17 protein-coding genes and 2 pseudogenes are annotated in these 14,532 nt (G+C 66.3%); 9 read left to right on the top strand and 10 right to left on the bottom strand.

The window, feature by feature from the left end; genetic code table 11:
- Positions 1-33: 33 nt before the first annotated feature.
- The gene (locus CIW48_RS23085) at positions 34-1,512 is read left to right on the top strand and encodes a hypothetical protein (RefSeq protein ID WP_149312843.1); all 1,479 of its coding nucleotides are present in this window, start codon (positions 34-36) and stop codon (positions 1,510-1,512) included.
- 169 nt (positions 1,513-1,681) lie between these two features.
- Here the strand turns inward: CIW48_RS23085 and CIW48_RS23080 are convergent, their stop codons facing one another.
- The 6 genes from CIW48_RS23080 to CIW48_RS23050 all read right to left on the bottom strand — a co-directional run bounded on the left by CIW48_RS23080 (position 1,682) and on the right by CIW48_RS23050 (position 7,177).
- Positions 1,682-2,782 carry an acyltransferase gene (locus tag CIW48_RS23080; protein WP_173009370.1) on the bottom strand — a complete coding sequence of 367 codons (1,101 nt, stop codon included), beginning with the start codon at positions 2,780-2,782 and terminating at the stop codon, positions 1,682-1,684.
- A gap of 1,443 nt (positions 2,783-4,225) precedes the next feature.
- Complete coding sequence (locus tag CIW48_RS23070) at positions 4,226-5,044, bottom strand: universal stress protein (RefSeq protein WP_149312841.1); 819 nt, start codon at positions 5,042-5,044, stop codon at positions 4,226-4,228.
- Positions 5,045-5,115: 71 nt separating this feature from the next.
- Positions 5,116-6,105, bottom strand: a complete 990-nt coding sequence (locus CIW48_RS23065) for a glucokinase (protein WP_149312840.1) — start codon at positions 6,103-6,105, stop codon at positions 5,116-5,118.
- Positions 6,106-6,195: 90 nt separating this feature from the next.
- Complete coding sequence (locus CIW48_RS23060; protein ID WP_149312839.1) at positions 6,196-6,549, bottom strand: cytochrome c; 354 nt, start codon at positions 6,547-6,549, stop codon at positions 6,196-6,198.
- Positions 6,546-6,920: an SPW repeat protein gene (locus CIW48_RS23055; protein ID WP_149312838.1), complete on the bottom strand. Its 375-nt coding sequence runs from the start codon at positions 6,918-6,920 to the stop codon at positions 6,546-6,548. The genes CIW48_RS23060 and CIW48_RS23055 overlap by 4 nt, the downstream gene beginning before the upstream one ends.
- A 17-nt stretch (positions 6,921-6,937) precedes the next feature.
- Positions 6,938-7,177, bottom strand: a complete 240-nt coding sequence (locus CIW48_RS23050) for a biotin/lipoyl-containing protein (RefSeq protein WP_091785295.1) — start codon at positions 7,175-7,177, stop codon at positions 6,938-6,940.
- Between the two features lie 175 nt (positions 7,178-7,352).
- Here CIW48_RS23050 and CIW48_RS34755 point away from each other — a divergent pair.
- The 8 genes and pseudogenes from CIW48_RS34755 to CIW48_RS34215 form a co-directional block, all read left to right on the top strand.
- Positions 7,353-7,676 (top strand): annotated as a pseudogene (locus CIW48_RS34755) (ion channel); the annotation flags it as partial.
- A gap of 211 nt (positions 7,677-7,887) precedes the next feature.
- Entirely contained in the window at positions 7,888-8,103 is a 216-nt protein-coding gene (locus CIW48_RS23040; RefSeq protein ID WP_149312837.1) for a hypothetical protein, read from the top strand.
- Between the two features lie 10 nt (positions 8,104-8,113).
- Positions 8,114-8,359 (top strand): hypothetical protein, encoded by a 246-nt coding sequence (locus tag CIW48_RS23035; protein WP_149312836.1) that lies wholly within the window; start codon positions 8,114-8,116, stop codon positions 8,357-8,359.
- Positions 8,356-9,702, top strand: coding sequence for a divalent metal cation transporter (locus CIW48_RS23030; RefSeq protein ID WP_149312835.1), 1,347 nt, complete (start codon positions 8,356-8,358; stop codon positions 9,700-9,702). Before CIW48_RS23035 ends, CIW48_RS23030 begins: the two co-directional genes overlap by 4 nt.
- A 65-nt stretch (positions 9,703-9,767) precedes the next feature.
- Positions 9,768-10,223, top strand: a complete 456-nt coding sequence (locus CIW48_RS23025; protein ID WP_149312834.1) for a histidine kinase — start codon at positions 9,768-9,770, stop codon at positions 10,221-10,223.
- A gap of 47 nt (positions 10,224-10,270) precedes the next feature.
- On the top strand, positions 10,271-10,918 hold the full coding sequence (locus CIW48_RS23020) for a BON domain-containing protein (RefSeq protein ID WP_149312833.1): 648 nt from the start codon (positions 10,271-10,273) through the stop codon (positions 10,916-10,918).
- 72 nt (positions 10,919-10,990) lie between these two features.
- The gene (locus CIW48_RS23015) at positions 10,991-11,800 is read left to right on the top strand and encodes a universal stress protein (protein WP_149312832.1); all 810 of its coding nucleotides are present in this window, start codon (positions 10,991-10,993) and stop codon (positions 11,798-11,800) included.
- 53 nt (positions 11,801-11,853) lie between these two features.
- Entirely contained in the window at positions 11,854-12,075 is a 222-nt protein-coding gene (locus CIW48_RS34215) for a hypothetical protein (protein WP_246695394.1), read from the top strand.
- Positions 12,076-12,218: 143 nt separating this feature from the next.
- Here the strand turns inward: CIW48_RS34215 and CIW48_RS23005 are convergent, their stop codons facing one another.
- The 4 genes and pseudogenes from CIW48_RS23005 to CIW48_RS22990 all read right to left on the bottom strand — a co-directional run.
- Positions 12,219-12,623, bottom strand: coding sequence for a BLUF domain-containing protein (locus tag CIW48_RS23005; protein WP_149312830.1), 405 nt, complete (start codon positions 12,621-12,623; stop codon positions 12,219-12,221).
- Between the two features lie 82 nt (positions 12,624-12,705).
- Positions 12,706-13,029 (bottom strand): cytochrome c, encoded by a 324-nt coding sequence (locus CIW48_RS23000; RefSeq protein WP_149312829.1) that lies wholly within the window; start codon positions 13,027-13,029, stop codon positions 12,706-12,708.
- Positions 13,029-13,841: a universal stress protein gene (locus CIW48_RS22995; protein WP_149312828.1), complete on the bottom strand. Its 813-nt coding sequence runs from the start codon at positions 13,839-13,841 to the stop codon at positions 13,029-13,031. Before CIW48_RS22995 ends, CIW48_RS23000 begins: the two co-directional genes overlap by 1 nt.
- A gap of 385 nt (positions 13,842-14,226) precedes the next feature.
- A pseudogene (locus CIW48_RS22990) lies at positions 14,227-14,532 on the bottom strand (cytochrome c); the annotation flags it as partial.

Genomic DNA, 14,532 nt, shown 5'->3' with positions numbered 1-14,532 from the left:
ACTTGATTTTTAGGGGACGGGAAACAGCAAATTATGAGCCTGGAACCCATTGGCTTAATAACCTTGGTTATAGGATTATTCTGCATCGCGATGGGAACGCGCGCGACATCCATCGTCTTTATATGTTTTTGCACACTCGGATCGGCAGCGGCAATATTACTTGGCGGCGCAAACATCCAACCGGCACATCTGTTTTTGATTTTTATCGCATTCTCCGCCCTAAGCTGGAAGAAAATACTACAGAACGCGCTGGAAGGCTTCGCGGCTCCGAAGCCCGGATTCTGGCTGTTATGCTTTGCCGTGTATGGCGTTCTGAGTAGCTATCTTATGCCTCGGCTGTTCAACGGGGTCACTTACATTGTCCCTCTGGGCTCAACCGACACGCCTATAACAAGTAGCGGCGTCGTACCGCTCGGACCCGTATCCAGCAACTTAACACAATCGATGTACCTGATCGGCGACCTTGCATGTTTCGTGATCGTCCTCGCTCTTGCGTCAACGGCACAGGGATTCAAATCGGTTGCATACGGCTTGATCGCGTATTCGGGCATCAATGTGATCTTTGGTTTCGTTGATTTGCTGACCGCGGCGACAGGAACCCAAGGCGCCCTTGGTTTTATTCGGAATGCTCAGTACACTTTCCACGACGAAGAAAGCATCGGAAGTCTGCGGAGGATCATTGGCTCCTGGCCGGAGGCCTCGGCCTTTGCCGCGATGACATTAGGCGCGTGCGGATTTACAGGCACACTGTGGCTCTATCAACGGCACACGACGATCAATGGCATTCTAGCGATCCTTTCGCTGGCATTTGTACTGCTTTCAACATCATCATCTGGATTGGTAGGATCGGGATTTGTTCTCGCAGCCTTGTATCTCGTCGCCCTCTTTCGATGCGGATCGCACCCACGTTACCGCGTGAGTTCAGCGTTCGTCCTGCTCTGTCCCTTGATGTTCTGCCTCATCGCGTTGTCAGTGGCGCTCAACGACAACGCCTCAAGCCGAGTCACGGAATACGCAAATATCTTGCTGTTCGAAAAATCTTCGAGCCCCTCCGGCGTACAGAGATCTGCTTGGAACGCGTTGGCTTGGGAGAACTTCAAGGAAACGTCGGGACTCGGAGTCGGCCTGGGAACAAATCGGACATCGAGTTATATTCTTGCCGTCCTGTCAAACGTCGGCATTCCCGGCGCGGCCTTCGTTACACTGTTCCTGCTTTCAGCCTTCGCAGTTCGCAGGGGGATACGTCGCAGTTATTATAGCGATCTCCGCATGGCCGCGACCGTGGGAGCGATGTCACTCCTGGTTGGCGGAATCATAGCTGGAGGGACTGTTGACCTTGGTCTTTTATTCTACATCTTTGCCGGACTCGCTTCATCAAACCCCGAAGGTCAATCGTCTTCTGACGCCACCATACCGGGTGGGACACGGACGGGCCTTGACGCAATGGCGCAGCGGCTGGACCGCAGGCACGGCCCTGCCGTGCAACCATTGCAATCTCATTTGTCGCTATAACGCCCGACCACGACAGCCGCCGAAGCCGGCGCTCCCCTCAAATTCTGAGACGTGCCGGCTCTTTGCAGTGAGCCGACCTGACATCATGGGCGCGGGTTGAGCAGCAATCATTTCCCACCAGACACCGACCCGTTCCGTGTATTTGGCGTGGCCCAAATGACCTAAAAACTCACACCCGCCCCGAATATTTTCGATAGATCTGCGTCAGCTTTCTTCTCAGCGGCGCGTCGTACAGCCTATACGCACAATAGGACAACGCCGACATGAGCAGTAGAAAGACACCTTCTATAACAAATTTTTCCGTTAGCGATAAGCTTACATGTTTGTTCATGATAGAAATCAATCTTGTAAAGGGATAATGAAGAGCATAAATTGGAAATGATAAATTGCCGCTCCAGTCGGAAGCCCACCTTTCAAAAGCATTATAGCTGGCCTTGATCGAGATAAACACGATCATCGGCATCACAACTAAAATTGCAGCAACGTCCACGAGGAAAGAGCCAGGCCCCTTGTAGTACGTGGAGACGACCATTAAAAGAAGAAAGCTCGGCACAAAGAAATTTACAGGTCGTGACCTGTCCCGGATCTCATACAAGAATATTCCTATCGGAAACGAATACATCACTCTTGCAAGTCCAAACCAGAGATCGACGGGATAATAGCCCCGGTTCGCATCCCCATATCGATATGTTCCCGCTGTCATGACTGCGCTCCCGATCAACACGCACGCGCACAAGATCGTTTTTTTGTGCTTCGCATTCACCCAGATCGGAAAGAGAAGATTGGCAATGATCTCAAAAAAGAGCGACCAAACTGGAAGATTTAGAGGAAATGCCGTTTGTTCAAGATCTCCGTTCAGTTTGACGGGTAGGGCAGCCGCTCCAAACAAGAACGCAACGCTTATATCGACTATATGAGCGGATCTATTCGCAACGCCCGGTCGAGCCACTTCAATGAGTGCCGCGATGATCGTTCCCAAAAATATGAGAGGAAAAACCCGTATAAGCCTTGTGACGTAGTACTTTCTATACGGCATAGTGCCGCTCTGCAGGCTTGCTTTATAAGCGGAACACATAACGAAGCCGCTTAGAACAAAAAAGAAATCGACCGCTAGATAAGCGCGGTTTGCAAACCAAGCGATATCGAGACGATGCGAGACATGTGTCAAGACGACAGAAAAAGCGGCGACTCCGCGCATGAAATCCATACTGTGGTAATGCTCGGATGCGCCCGAGACTACGAGGCCGCCGTTTCGATTCTCATTTTTCATTCGACTTCCTTCTGAACTGCGACCGATGTCACAGAGACCTATCGGCTGAAATATCCGATTTACGAGAAATATTTTTTGAAAGCAGATTTTTACATCTGCCATGAACAATGAGGCGGCCCTCATTGTTCACGCAGCCCCCATTGGCCGCCGGAATTCTACTTAAGTCCTTGTTGCCGAATCCATGGGCGCGCATTTACTGCAATTAAATTCTATGAACAAGTCTCTTTTTTCAATAATTGGCGTTCACAGATGCCGGCTACAGCCGGCTAGAGCACCGATCGAGACTGGGAATTCGCTGAGTTCGAAAATCCGTCTCACTGCGAGCGTGGGTTCGGACGTGCGGCCAAGGCGAAAGCGAATGCCGTCTGTAAAATTCAAACATCAACCCTCGATCCTAAACGGATCGACGATCTTGTGTGGGAGAGAATGGGTAACCGTAGCATCACAAAAATTCTCAAAAGCGTTCGGCCTCCGACTCAGTGATTTCTGAACGGTCAAAAATCTACTCGATGCAAAATTCTTGACGATCAGTAAGGCCAAGCAGCCGTGTTTTCGACGCCCCCAAGGAGTTATGTCGGTTTTGCCGGAGGCATCGTGGTGACGGGCTTGTCCCGGTCGCCAAGCGCGCCGTCTCCGCGGCCCGGCACGGGACACCGTTCTTGATCGAGACGCTGATGTTGGTGGCGGCCATCGGCGCGACCCTCCGCGGTGCAACCGAGGAAGCGGCGATGGTCGTGTTCCAGTTCCTGGGCGGCGAGGTGCTCGAAGGCGCCGCGGCCGGCCGCGCCCGAGCGAGCATACGCGGCTTCACCAGCGTGGTCCCGGATGGCGGCCTGCTTGAGCGCGGCGGGACGACGAAGCGGGTTCCAGCGGCGAGCCTTCCGAGGCGGCGCGACCGTGCTGACGCGGCCGGGCGAGCGCGTCGCGGTGGATGGGACCGCGAATTGACGGCGAGAGCGCGGTGGACGAGGCGCCGGCCACCCCCGCGAGAGCGTGCGGCGGCGCAAGGGGCCGGGCGACGGCGCAAGGGGCCGGGCGACGGCGTATGCGCCGGTACGATCAATCGGGACGGCGCGCTGCGCGTCCGTGTTGCCGCGGCGGCGCGCGACAAGGCCACCACCCTCGTCGCTCGCTTGATGGAGGATGCGCAGGAGGCCGTCATGGCTGAAATCGCCCGCGACCGGCTGGACCCCTGGTCGGCGACCATCCCCCACCAGCCACGCCGCCGACCAGCTTGCCGTGCACGAACCAACGGATTCCGTCCAACGCCCAGTGAGCGCGAGCCCTCAGGGCGCGACCTCGGGCGGCGTCCCGCCCGGGAAGCCGAGCGGCTCATTCGCCGGCGGCACGTCGTTCGGCGCGCAGGGCGGGAACGCAGGAGGGGGCGGGAAAGACGGATCCGGTCGGCCGGGATCGCCCGGCTGGACTTGGCCGCACGCCCGCTCAGTGGGACAGGAGGCAGCAGACGGGTGCGTTGGCCAGCAGGTCGCGGGTGACCCCGCCGAAGAACCACTCGCGCAGCCGGCTGTAACCGTAAGCGCCCGTCACGATCAGGTCGGCGCCGAAGTCACCCGCCGCCTTCCGGACGTCGTCGGCGACGGTCCAGCCCGAGGGCTTGGCCAGCTGCGCCGTCGCGTTGACGTCGTGCAGCGCCAGGTAGCGGGTCACGTCCTCGACCTCGGCCCGGTCCTCGCCGTCCGACACGCGAAGGACCTGCACCGCCTCGGCGCGCCGTAAGAGGGGCAGGGCGTCCAACACAGCCCGGCGTGTCTGGGGCGTGTTCTTCCAGCCGACGACGATGCGTTTCGCCTCCACGTGCTCCACGCCGGCCGGAACCACGAGGACGGGGCGGCCTACGCCCATCAGCGCATCGCCGACGTCGACGGCCATGCCGGAGGTCACCGCCTCGTCATCCGCGTAACGGCCGACGACGACGAGGTCGGCGGCCCGCGACTGCCCCTCAAGGAACGACACCGGGGGGGCGAGGTCCGTGCGCCATTCCGTGCGGTCGTTCAGGCAGGAGGCGTGGCGAAAGATCTGCTCGACACCCGCGAGCCGGTCCAAGGCTGCCTGCCGGATCTCCTCGATGACCATGTCCATGGGCACGACGGTCTCGCCGTAGCCCCGCGGGTAGTCCGGCACGCAGGCCGCGGCGCCGACGAGCCGCGCGCCGAGCCGGTGCGCCAGTTCGGCGGCGAGGCGCACCCGCGCCGGCGCGTGCAGCCCGTCATCGACCGCGACTATGATGCTGACATAGGACATGGTAGCCTCCGCGGATTGAGCTTCGTGACCGTGACGTTGAGGGCATCCCGAAGGGGCGGCGTTGATCTGGCTCAAGCCCGCCAGTCCTGGCCGGGGAACAGGAAGCGGTCGCCCGCACGGAGGAGGGCCGCCAAGCCGTGGATGGCCGGTTCCGGACGGGTGATCACGAAGCGCGGGATGGCCTGCATCGCCTCCCGGGACGGCGGCTTGTCCTCGAAGGCGTCCCCGAACGCCCCATCCTGCAGGGTCTCGACGATGCGCGGTGCGATCCCGCCGGCCAGGAAGACGCCGCCAGTCGCGGAGAACACCAGGGCGAGGTCGCCCGTGTATCGTCCCAGCAGGCGCGCGAACTGGCGTATCACCTCTCGCGCGAGCGGGTCGGTCCGCGCGCCGTCGAGGACGTCGGGCGGCGAGCGCCAGCCAGTGCGCACGCCTCGCGCCGCCGCGATGGCAAGTGCGAGCCTGAGGAGCCCAGGGCCGGACAGCAACGTCTCGGCGGTGATCCTGCCCTCGGCCTGCATCAGCGCCTGCCACGGCAGGGCGTCGCGCTCGCATGGACCGAACCCGACGTGGCCGGCCTCCGTCGTCTGGATCAGGAGGCGGTCGCCCGCTGGGATCAGGGCGGCCGCGCCCAGGCCCGTGCCCGGCCCGAGGACGAGCCGCGGCCCTGTCTCATCGGCCGCCGGCCCGATCCGCGCCAAGTCCGCCGGGTCGTCCAGGCCGAGGACGGTGAGAGCAGCGGCGAGCGGCACGTAGTCGTTGACCAGCCGCACGGCTTCCAGGCCCGACGTGACGCCGATCTCGCTCAGGTCGAAACGCCACGGCGCGTTGGTCAGGCGCGTGATCCCGCCGTCGACGCGCCCCGCGACGGCGAGGAAGGCCGAGCGCGGGCGGCGCCCGTCTTGACGGTCGAGAAAGGCTCGGATGGCGGCGGCCGGGCCGGGAAAGTCCCCTGTCGGCACCTTCCAGATCGGGCCCGGACAGGCAGCCGCCTCCGGGAGGACCGCGAGGCGGGCGTAGGTGCCGCCGATGTCGGCGAGGAGGACGGGAAAGGGCAGCATGGCCGAAGGGACTCCGCGGCGCGCAATGGCCTCGGTGCGAGGCTCCTCGGCAGATGGCACCCACCCGTGGGTTCTCGGCCGGTCACGACCTCACGGCAGCGCCGCCCCGGCCCTCTTGAGGCTGAGGATGTAGTCGATGACCGCGTCCATCTCGTCCCGGTCCAGCCGAAGGCTCGGCATCCGCGCGTGGTGGCTCTGCAGGAAGACGGCGAGCGCCGGCCCCGTCGTCGAGGGCGTCTCCGCGACCCGGAGGAAGGCCGGGCCGACGAACGCGCCTGGCTGCGATGCGCGGCCGATGACGTGACACTGGCTGCAGAGCTGCGTGGCGATGGCCCACCCCCGGACGCGGTGGTCCTCGGCGGGACCGGCAGCCGAAGCGGCGGTGCCGACCGCCAGCAGGGCGCCGAGGACAGCCGAGCGGAATGCCCGTGACGGGAACGTCATGACCGCCTCGCGATCCTGAGCCAGGTCACAGCGGACGCGATGGCTACGCCACCGAGCGCGACGTGCGCCCAAGTCGCGCCGTCGTTGGCGGCGAACCCCAGCGCCCATGGCGCCACGAGGGTCCAGGCGCCGACGAGCAGCACCCCCCGTTCGAGCACGACCCGGAAGCGGAGCTGGTTCGCGCCGTAGAGCATCACGATCAGCAACCCCGGCAGGAGCGCCGACGCGGCCGCTCGGGTATGGTCGGTGAAGACCAGCACCCAAGCCGTCAGCACCAGTGCGACGCCGGATGCGTGCTGCAGGATGCCGAGCACGATCTCGTCCGTCCGCCAAGTCGGCGGCGCGTGTGTGGTGGTGTCAGCGCGGGACATGACCTGCCTCCCGGATGTCAGGCGTGGACCTCTGCGATGATGCAGCCGGGGTCGACCACCTCGTTGACGGACGCGAGGACCAACAGGCGGCCCGCGGCGGGCGAGGCGATGTCGTGCAAGGCCTCGCCGATGCGCACGGCGGCCACGGCCTCGCCGGCCTGCACACGCACCCCGTCCGCCACGAACCACCGCTCCAGAATGCCCTCGGGCAGCATGCCCGTGGACCAGAGGTTTTCGGCTACGTGGATGTCGGCCATGGTCGCCTCCCGTGTCGGGCACTCGCCCTGGTGCGCCGCCGGAGGAGAAGCCAGCCGGTGAAAGGCCGCTTTGATCTGGATCACTCCATGCGGTCGGCGTCTCGAGCCAGGTCAATGGGACATCCGCGCCAACGGGCAGGCTCGCCACACGGGAACATCCATCCGGGACAACGCCATGCTCCGCGCCATGACGGCCGGCGTCGTTCGCGTCATGTCCACCATCCTGGCGCTCTACGAGACGCTGCGGCCGACCTCCGAGCACCTGTCGGAGCTGCCGGTCCCGCCGCGCTTCCGCATCCTGGCCGTCGAACTCATGACGCTCGTCGGCCACACCGTCGCGGTCCGGATCTGCGCCGGCGCCTACCGGCTGCCCGTGCTCCGTCTCGGCGTCGGCGTCATCGCGGGCGCGCCGGTGACGTCATTCGAGGATTGCCTGTACTTCTCGGTGGTGGCCAACACCTCCCTCGGCTTCGGCGACCACGTCCCGACCTCGCACACCCGGCTGCCCGCCGGGGTCGAGACGCTCAACGGACTCCTCCGGATCGGCTGGTCCGCCTCGTTCACCGACCTGGCGATGGAGCGGGACCGGCCGCTGCACGGCAAGGCGCACCCGGACCGGGTGCTCAAACGCCGCCGGTCTTGCGCTGGATCAAGGCGGCCGGTCCCGGAGGTGCCCACAGTTGCCGCAACATCCCAATCGGAGGTGCGCCATGCGCAAATACCTCGTCACCTTCCACAAGACCGTCCCGGACGATACCGGCCACGACCATCGCGTCATGCAGCGACAGGCGATCGTCGGCGCCCGCTCGGACGTCGACGCCGCCCGCGCGGCCAGGGCGATGCTCTGCAAGGCCTCCGGCGTCGTCGACTGGCAGCTGCGGGCCGACACCTGCGAGATTGTCGAGCTCGCCAAACATGCGGCATGAGGAGGGCGGAATGAGTCACGAACTCACCGAACCCGTTCACTGGCAGGGACGGCAATGGGCCGTGACCGGCTACGGCATCGAGGCGCTCGACGGAATGTACCACGTGCCATTCTCGGAGATCCCGGATGCGAAGGCCGAGCGGCCGGATTGGCTGGACGCCCTTTGCCGGCGCTACGGCACCGACGGCGACGACCTGGCCGCGGCCCTGAAGGTCGCGCGGTCGATCCAGGCCGACGCGTCGAAGTCAGCGGCTTGAGCACGCCAGCCGTCGCCGCGGCCGAGGCGGTCGACGATGCGGTCGACGACCCCGAGGCTGCCAGCCCCGCCGTCGGCCCGTCGAAGCCGCGCCTGCTGAGGGTCCTCGGCCCCGGCCTGATCACCGGCGCCTCCGACGACGACCCGAGCGGCATCGCCACCTACAGCCAAGCCGGCGCGCAGCTCGGCTACGGCCTGTGCTGGACCATGCTCTACACCCTGCCCCTGATGGCATCGGTGCAGATGGTCTCCGCGCGCATCGGGCGCACAACCGGCCAAGGCATCGCCGGCGTGCTGCGCGAGCATTATTCGGACGGCCTGCTCCAGGTCGTCGTATTGCTGCTGCTCGTCGCCAACATCCTGAATCTCGGCGCCGATCTCGGCGCCATGGCCGACGCCCTGAACCTGCTGCTGCCGGGCCCGCGCTGGCTCTACGTCGTCCTGTTCGCCAGCACCTGCGTGTTCATGCAGGTCGTCCTGCAATACGCGCGCTACGTCGCCGTGCTGAAATGGCTGACGCTCAGCCTGTTCGCCTATCTCGGGGTGGTGATCTTCGCGCATGTGTCGTGGCGAGACCTCGGCGCGGCCCTGGCCGTGCCGCACGTGGACCTCAGCGGCGCCGGCCTGACCACGCTGGTGGCGCTGTTCGGGACGACCATCAGCCCGTACCTGTTCTTCTGGCAGGCCGCGGAGGAGGCCGAGGACCTGCATGCCTTCCCCCGGCGGCGGGCTCTGCTGCGCGCACCCGAGCAGGGGATCCGGGCGCTGCACCGCATCGAGATCGATACCCTCGTGGGCATGAGCTTCTCCAATCTCGTGGCCCTCGCCATCATGGTCACGACGGCGGCCGTCCTCCATCCGAACGGCGTGACCGACATCGAGACCTCCGCCCAGGCCGCGGAAGCATTGCGTCCGCTCGCCGGCCCATTCTCCGCAACCGTCTTCGCGCTCGGCATCATCGGCACCGGGCTGCTGGCGGTGCCGGTGCTCGCGGGGTCGGCGGCCTACGCGGCGGGCGAGGCGCGGCGCTGGCCGGTGGGCTTCGGCCGCCGGATCCTGGAGGCGCGGGCGTTCTACGGCACCGTCGCCCTCGCCACGCTGGTCGGCATGATCATCAGCCTGGGCGCGGTCGACCCGATCCGGGCGCTGTATTGGAGCGCCGTGGTCAACGGCGTCGTCGCGGTGCCGGTCATGGCGGTGATGATGCTGGCCGCGGCGCGAACCGACATCATGGGCGCCTTCGCAGTGCGCGGGCCGCTCAGGCTCCTCGGCTGGGTCGCCACGGCCTGCATGCTGCTGGCGGTCCTCGCCATGCTGGCGACGGCCGCGCTTCCCTTGATCTAGCGCAAGGCGGCCAGCCGCGACGCCCACATCGTCTGCTCATCGCAACCGAGAACGGGAATCGCGCGATGCGGGCAAGTGGCGAAGATAGGCAACCTGTGGTCCTCGTGGTCGAGCCGCAGGCGCTGCCGGGGATGTGGCTGGAGGACGTGCTCACCGGCGCCGGCTGCGCCGTCAGCGGTCCCTACGGCACCTGCGAGGATGCCGCCGGGAGCCTGGACGGGCGTCCCCCGGACTTCGCGGTGGTCAGCGTCGACCTCAACCGGGGGCCCGGCTTCCCGCTCGTCTGCGCCCTGCGGCGGCGCGGCATCCCCTTCACCCTGATCGCGGGGAACGCCCAGGTCCCGAAGGCCTTCGCGGACGTGCCGCTGTTCGAGCGGCTGTTCGATGCGCGGGATATGATCTCCGCCGTGACCGCCGGCTGCGCCGTCCGGGGCTGCGCCCGTGCCTGCCCGATGCTGCACCGGATCGCGGCCGGTGAAGAGCTTGCGCTGGATCAATGTCCGCCCGCCTGCCGGGCTTAGCGTCGGCTTCGGCCAGGCAAAACCTGGTTCCTTCGGGGAGAGCCACGATGGGCGACAAGCTGATCCGCCAGAACGTCATCGACGAACTCGACTTCGAGCCGAGCGTGGAGGGGGCCCATATCGGTGTCGCGGTCGACAAGGGCATCGTCACCCTCACGGGGCATGTCGGGACCTACGCGCAACGGGTCGCCGCCGAGAAGGCGGTGCGGAAGGTGCGCGGCGTGCGGGGCGTCGTCGAGGAGATCGAGGTGCGTTTCGCCGGCGGGACGTCGCCCCGCGACGAGGGTCTCGCGCAGCGGGCCGTGCAGATGCTCGACTGGTCGGCGACCGTGCCGCGGAATGCCGTCCAGGTCCAGGTGCAGGGTGGCTGGGTGACGCTGACCGGCAAGGTCGATTGGCAGTACCAGAAGCAGGAAGCCTACCGGTCGATCCGGCGCCTCGCCGGAGTGGTCGGCATCATCAACAGGATCGAGGTGAGCCCCAAGGCCAGCGTGCCCGAAATCCGGTCGAAGATCCTGGCCGCGCTCAAGCGCAACGCCGAGCTTGAGGCGGACGCGATCACGGTGACCGTGAAGGACGCCAAGGTCGTCTTGGAGGGCACGGTGAACGCTTGGTACGAGCGCCGCCTCGCCGAGAACGCCGCCTGGTCGGCTCCGGGCGTACGCGCCGTGGAGGACCGCCTGACGCTGGGCTGAGGCTCGGATGGACGGGCGCGGCCGTAAGGCCCCCGTCGCTCTTACGCCCACCCTTCGACCCGGAGCAATTCCATGCCCTACGCGAGCATCATGGTGACTGTAGACCTGACGGATGAGGCACGAAGCCGCGTGCGCCTTGCCAAGCACCTCGCCGACGATTGTCACGCGCGCCTGATCGGCGTCGCGGCGGAGCAGGCGGCCTACGCGGTCCCTCCGGTGGGCCCGACACCGGGCAGCGCCTACGCGCTGGCCGCGGGCGACGAGACGATCCTGAATGACCTTCGCCGCGCCCATGAAGCCTTCGCGGAGGCGGCCGGCGGGTCCGAGCGTGTGGCGTGGCGCTCGAATCTCGGCGTCCCGTTGCCGTTCCTTCTCGCGCAGGCGGCAGCGGCCGACCTCGTGGTGGTCGGCCGCAGGATGGAGCCGGTCCCCGCGCTGTTCGCGGTCGACCCGGCCGACGCGGTCATGCATCTCGGGCGCCCGGTCCTGCTGGCGCCGCCGGGGGTCGATCATCTCGATGCCAAGCGCGTCGTGGTCGGCTGGAAGAACACCCGGGAGGCGCGCCGTGCCATTCTGGACGCGCTGCCGTTCCTGAAGCGGGCGTCGGAGGTGCTCGTCGTCTCCGTCGACGAAGAGGCCGCATCCGGCGAGCAGGATACGCTCCGCCTCCTCCAGGCCCACGACGTCGCTGCCATCCATGTCCGCCGCGATGCCCAGGGCAGATCGGTTTCCGGAGCGCTGGTCGAGACGGCCGCCGAGCACGGGGCCGACCTGATCGTGACCGGCGCCTACAGTCACGGCAGGCTTCGCGAATGGGTCTTCGGCGGCGTCACCCGGGACCTGCTGGCCGGAGCGCCCATCTGCTGCCTGATGAGCCACTGATGCGCGTCATCGGGCAGGCAACCATGGTCCGCACGGCCCTCCTGGCGCTCGCCATGGTCGCAGCGAGCGCGTCGGCCACCTGCGCGAACCCCGGAGCCGGCTCTCCCGACGCGGAAGGGACCTTCGTCGAGCCGGCCGACGCGCCGCATCGTCACTGCTCGGGATCCTGCCTGAAAAGCGGGTCCCTGCAGTGGTTCTGCAAGCCACACCAGACCTGTAGCTTGGATTGCGGCTCGACGCCCCCGCGCATGCACTGCCACGACCCGCGGCGGTGAGGGGCAGCACGGCGGTCCGGCCGCCATGCGCCGCCTCGCATGCCACTTGCCGCCGGCCGCCACGCGGACGCCCTGCTCGATGGTCGTGCCGTCCACGGGGGCCGAGTTCGCGCCGCACCGCGCGGCCCGCGCTTGCCGGGCCGTCAAAGCCGTGCGCGTGCGAGTTCCTCGATGGCATGAGTCAGGCGGTGCACGTCGCCTGGATGCGGCAGAGGCGTCGTGCGCTCGGTCAGAGCCCCGATCAGCCCGTCGACGTAAACGGAGGCGCCTGAATAGGTTAGGGTCCACTCCGCGAACCGTCGCCGCTCAATGTCGTCGTAGAGCAGCACCTCAACGTCCGCATGGCGCGGGTCGCGGCGGATGCTCTCCATCAGCGTGTCCACGCCGGTGCGCGGCCCCTCAAGGATCTGCGCGAAGCGTCCTCGCGACACGACGAGCGCCCCCGTGACCCGGAGCCGGGCATTCCTGGCCAGCGACGTCTCGACGATGTTGCGAACCTCGGCATCGGAGGACGTCCGCCGGCTGACGTAGAGAAGCGAACCGTCCATGGCATTGCCTCTGTGCTGCCACGCGGGCTCTGTGCTGCCACGCGGCCTCTGTGCTGCCACGCGGCCTCTGTGCTGCCACGCGTCATGGCGCGAGCGCCTTCAGATAGGCCGTGAGGTCGGCGGCGTCGTTCGGATCGAGCCGGAAGTCAGGCATCGCGGGATGGCGCCGTTCGACCCCCTCGATCAGGACGTCGGCGAGGTCGTCGACGGGAAACCGCTCAGCGAGCGTGCGAAAGGGCGGAGCCTCGCGCATCGGGCTCGCGCCGCCTGATCCGACCGCGTGGCACCGCGCGCAGTTCTCGCGCGCGAATGTCCGTCCGTGCGCCGCCGACGCAGCCCCGGCCGGCGAGGCAGCGGTCAGGACCGCGGTAACCGCGGCCGAAACGACAAGGCCATGTCCGCGCATCAATGGCTCATCAGGCAGCAGAGCGGGGAGCGGTCCAGGAGGTCGCGCGTGACGCCGCCGAACACCCACTCCCGCAGCCGGGAGTGGCCGTAGGCGCCCGCGACGATCAGGTCGGTGTCCTGCCGCAGGGCGAAGCGCAGGATCTCGGAGCCGTCGTCGTCCACCGTTTGCAGGTGATGGACGGTGGCAGAGGCGCCGTGCCGCGCGAGGTGGCTGGCTACGTCCTCGGCGCCATCGTGCCGGGCGTCCGAGCCGACGGTCGCCACGAAGACCGTGTCGGCCTCCCGCAGGAGGGGCAGTGCGCCCGATACCGCCCGTCGTGCCTCGGGGCCGTCCTTCCAGGCAACCACGATCCGCGACGCCTTCAGGCTCACGGTCCTCGGCGGCACGACCAGGACCGGCCTGCCGCCCTCCATCAGCACGGGATCAGGCGGCACGCCGAGCGGCCCAGGATCCTCGTCGCCGGGTCCGCGACGGCTCACCACCACGAGGTCCGCGGCGCGCGCCTGCTCGATGAGATGGGCGGTGGCGTCGGCGAAGCACCAGCGCCAGTCGGTGCGGATACCATCCCCGGCGAAGCGTTCGAACGACGCGTGCGCCTGCTCAACGATGGCTTGTATCTGCGCTTTGTTGCGTCCCTCCTGATCGATAGCATCGTAGACGTCCCGCACCAGGATGGGGGCCGGCACAGTGTGGGCGGCCACGCCCGTCAGGGTCGCTTCGAAGCGTCGGGTCAGGTCGGCGGCGAGCCGTATCCGATCCGGGGCGGCCTCGCCGAGGTCGGCGGAGACGAGGATGTTCGCGTAGTCCATGGCGGCCTCCGCCGTGCGTCGATACCGAAGGAAGCTTGGTCCTGGTGAGAACGGGCCACCTTGATCCATCGCAAGTCCCGTGACGGCTGCGGCCCGTCGGCTCCACGGGTTCCGGGAGGCTCCCCGTCCCGTCGGCTCGCTATCGTCACGGGGCCGCCGAGCGCGCGCATGGCGCCGCCGACCTCGGATGCCAGGTCGGTCCCACGGAAATGCGGATCGCGTCCGGGGTCGGGTTGGGTCTCGTCGAACGTGCGATAGACCCGGAGCGTGGAAGCCGAGGGGGCGAAGAACGCCTCATTATGGGCGATCTCAAGGAGCGCGGCTATCCAGCGCCCACGAGCCACCGCACGAGAGCCAATCGTCAGGCGACACCGTGCCGGAGCGCTTATCTTGTGCTGGGCTGGAAGTGCTGGTTCGTGAACGGCAAGGTGGTTGGCGTCTGGATACGGATGAAGGAGACGCCGCCGGCCGTGTGGCAGGTATTACAGGCGGTCGTCAGGTCGGAGAACGCGGACTGAAGACCAGCCGCATCTTTCTGCTTGGCCGCCTCCCTCATGCGGACGAGGGCGCGGTCGGCGCTCGTCACGAACTCTGACGTCCCCCCATCGCTTTGGTCCGGCGTGAGTGCGAGTTTTCCGGTTGTGTGAGACCCTGACGGGAGGAGCAGAGCCGTGAAGAAGGGCAGGTTTAC

It is taken from the genome of Methylobacterium sp. P1-11 (genome assembly GCF_008329595.1).
Classification (GTDB): Bacteria; Pseudomonadota; Alphaproteobacteria; order Rhizobiales; family Beijerinckiaceae; genus Methylobacterium.
The sequence above is the reverse complement of the archived record's forward strand: the minus strand, read 5'-3'. Positions and strand labels throughout refer to the sequence as shown.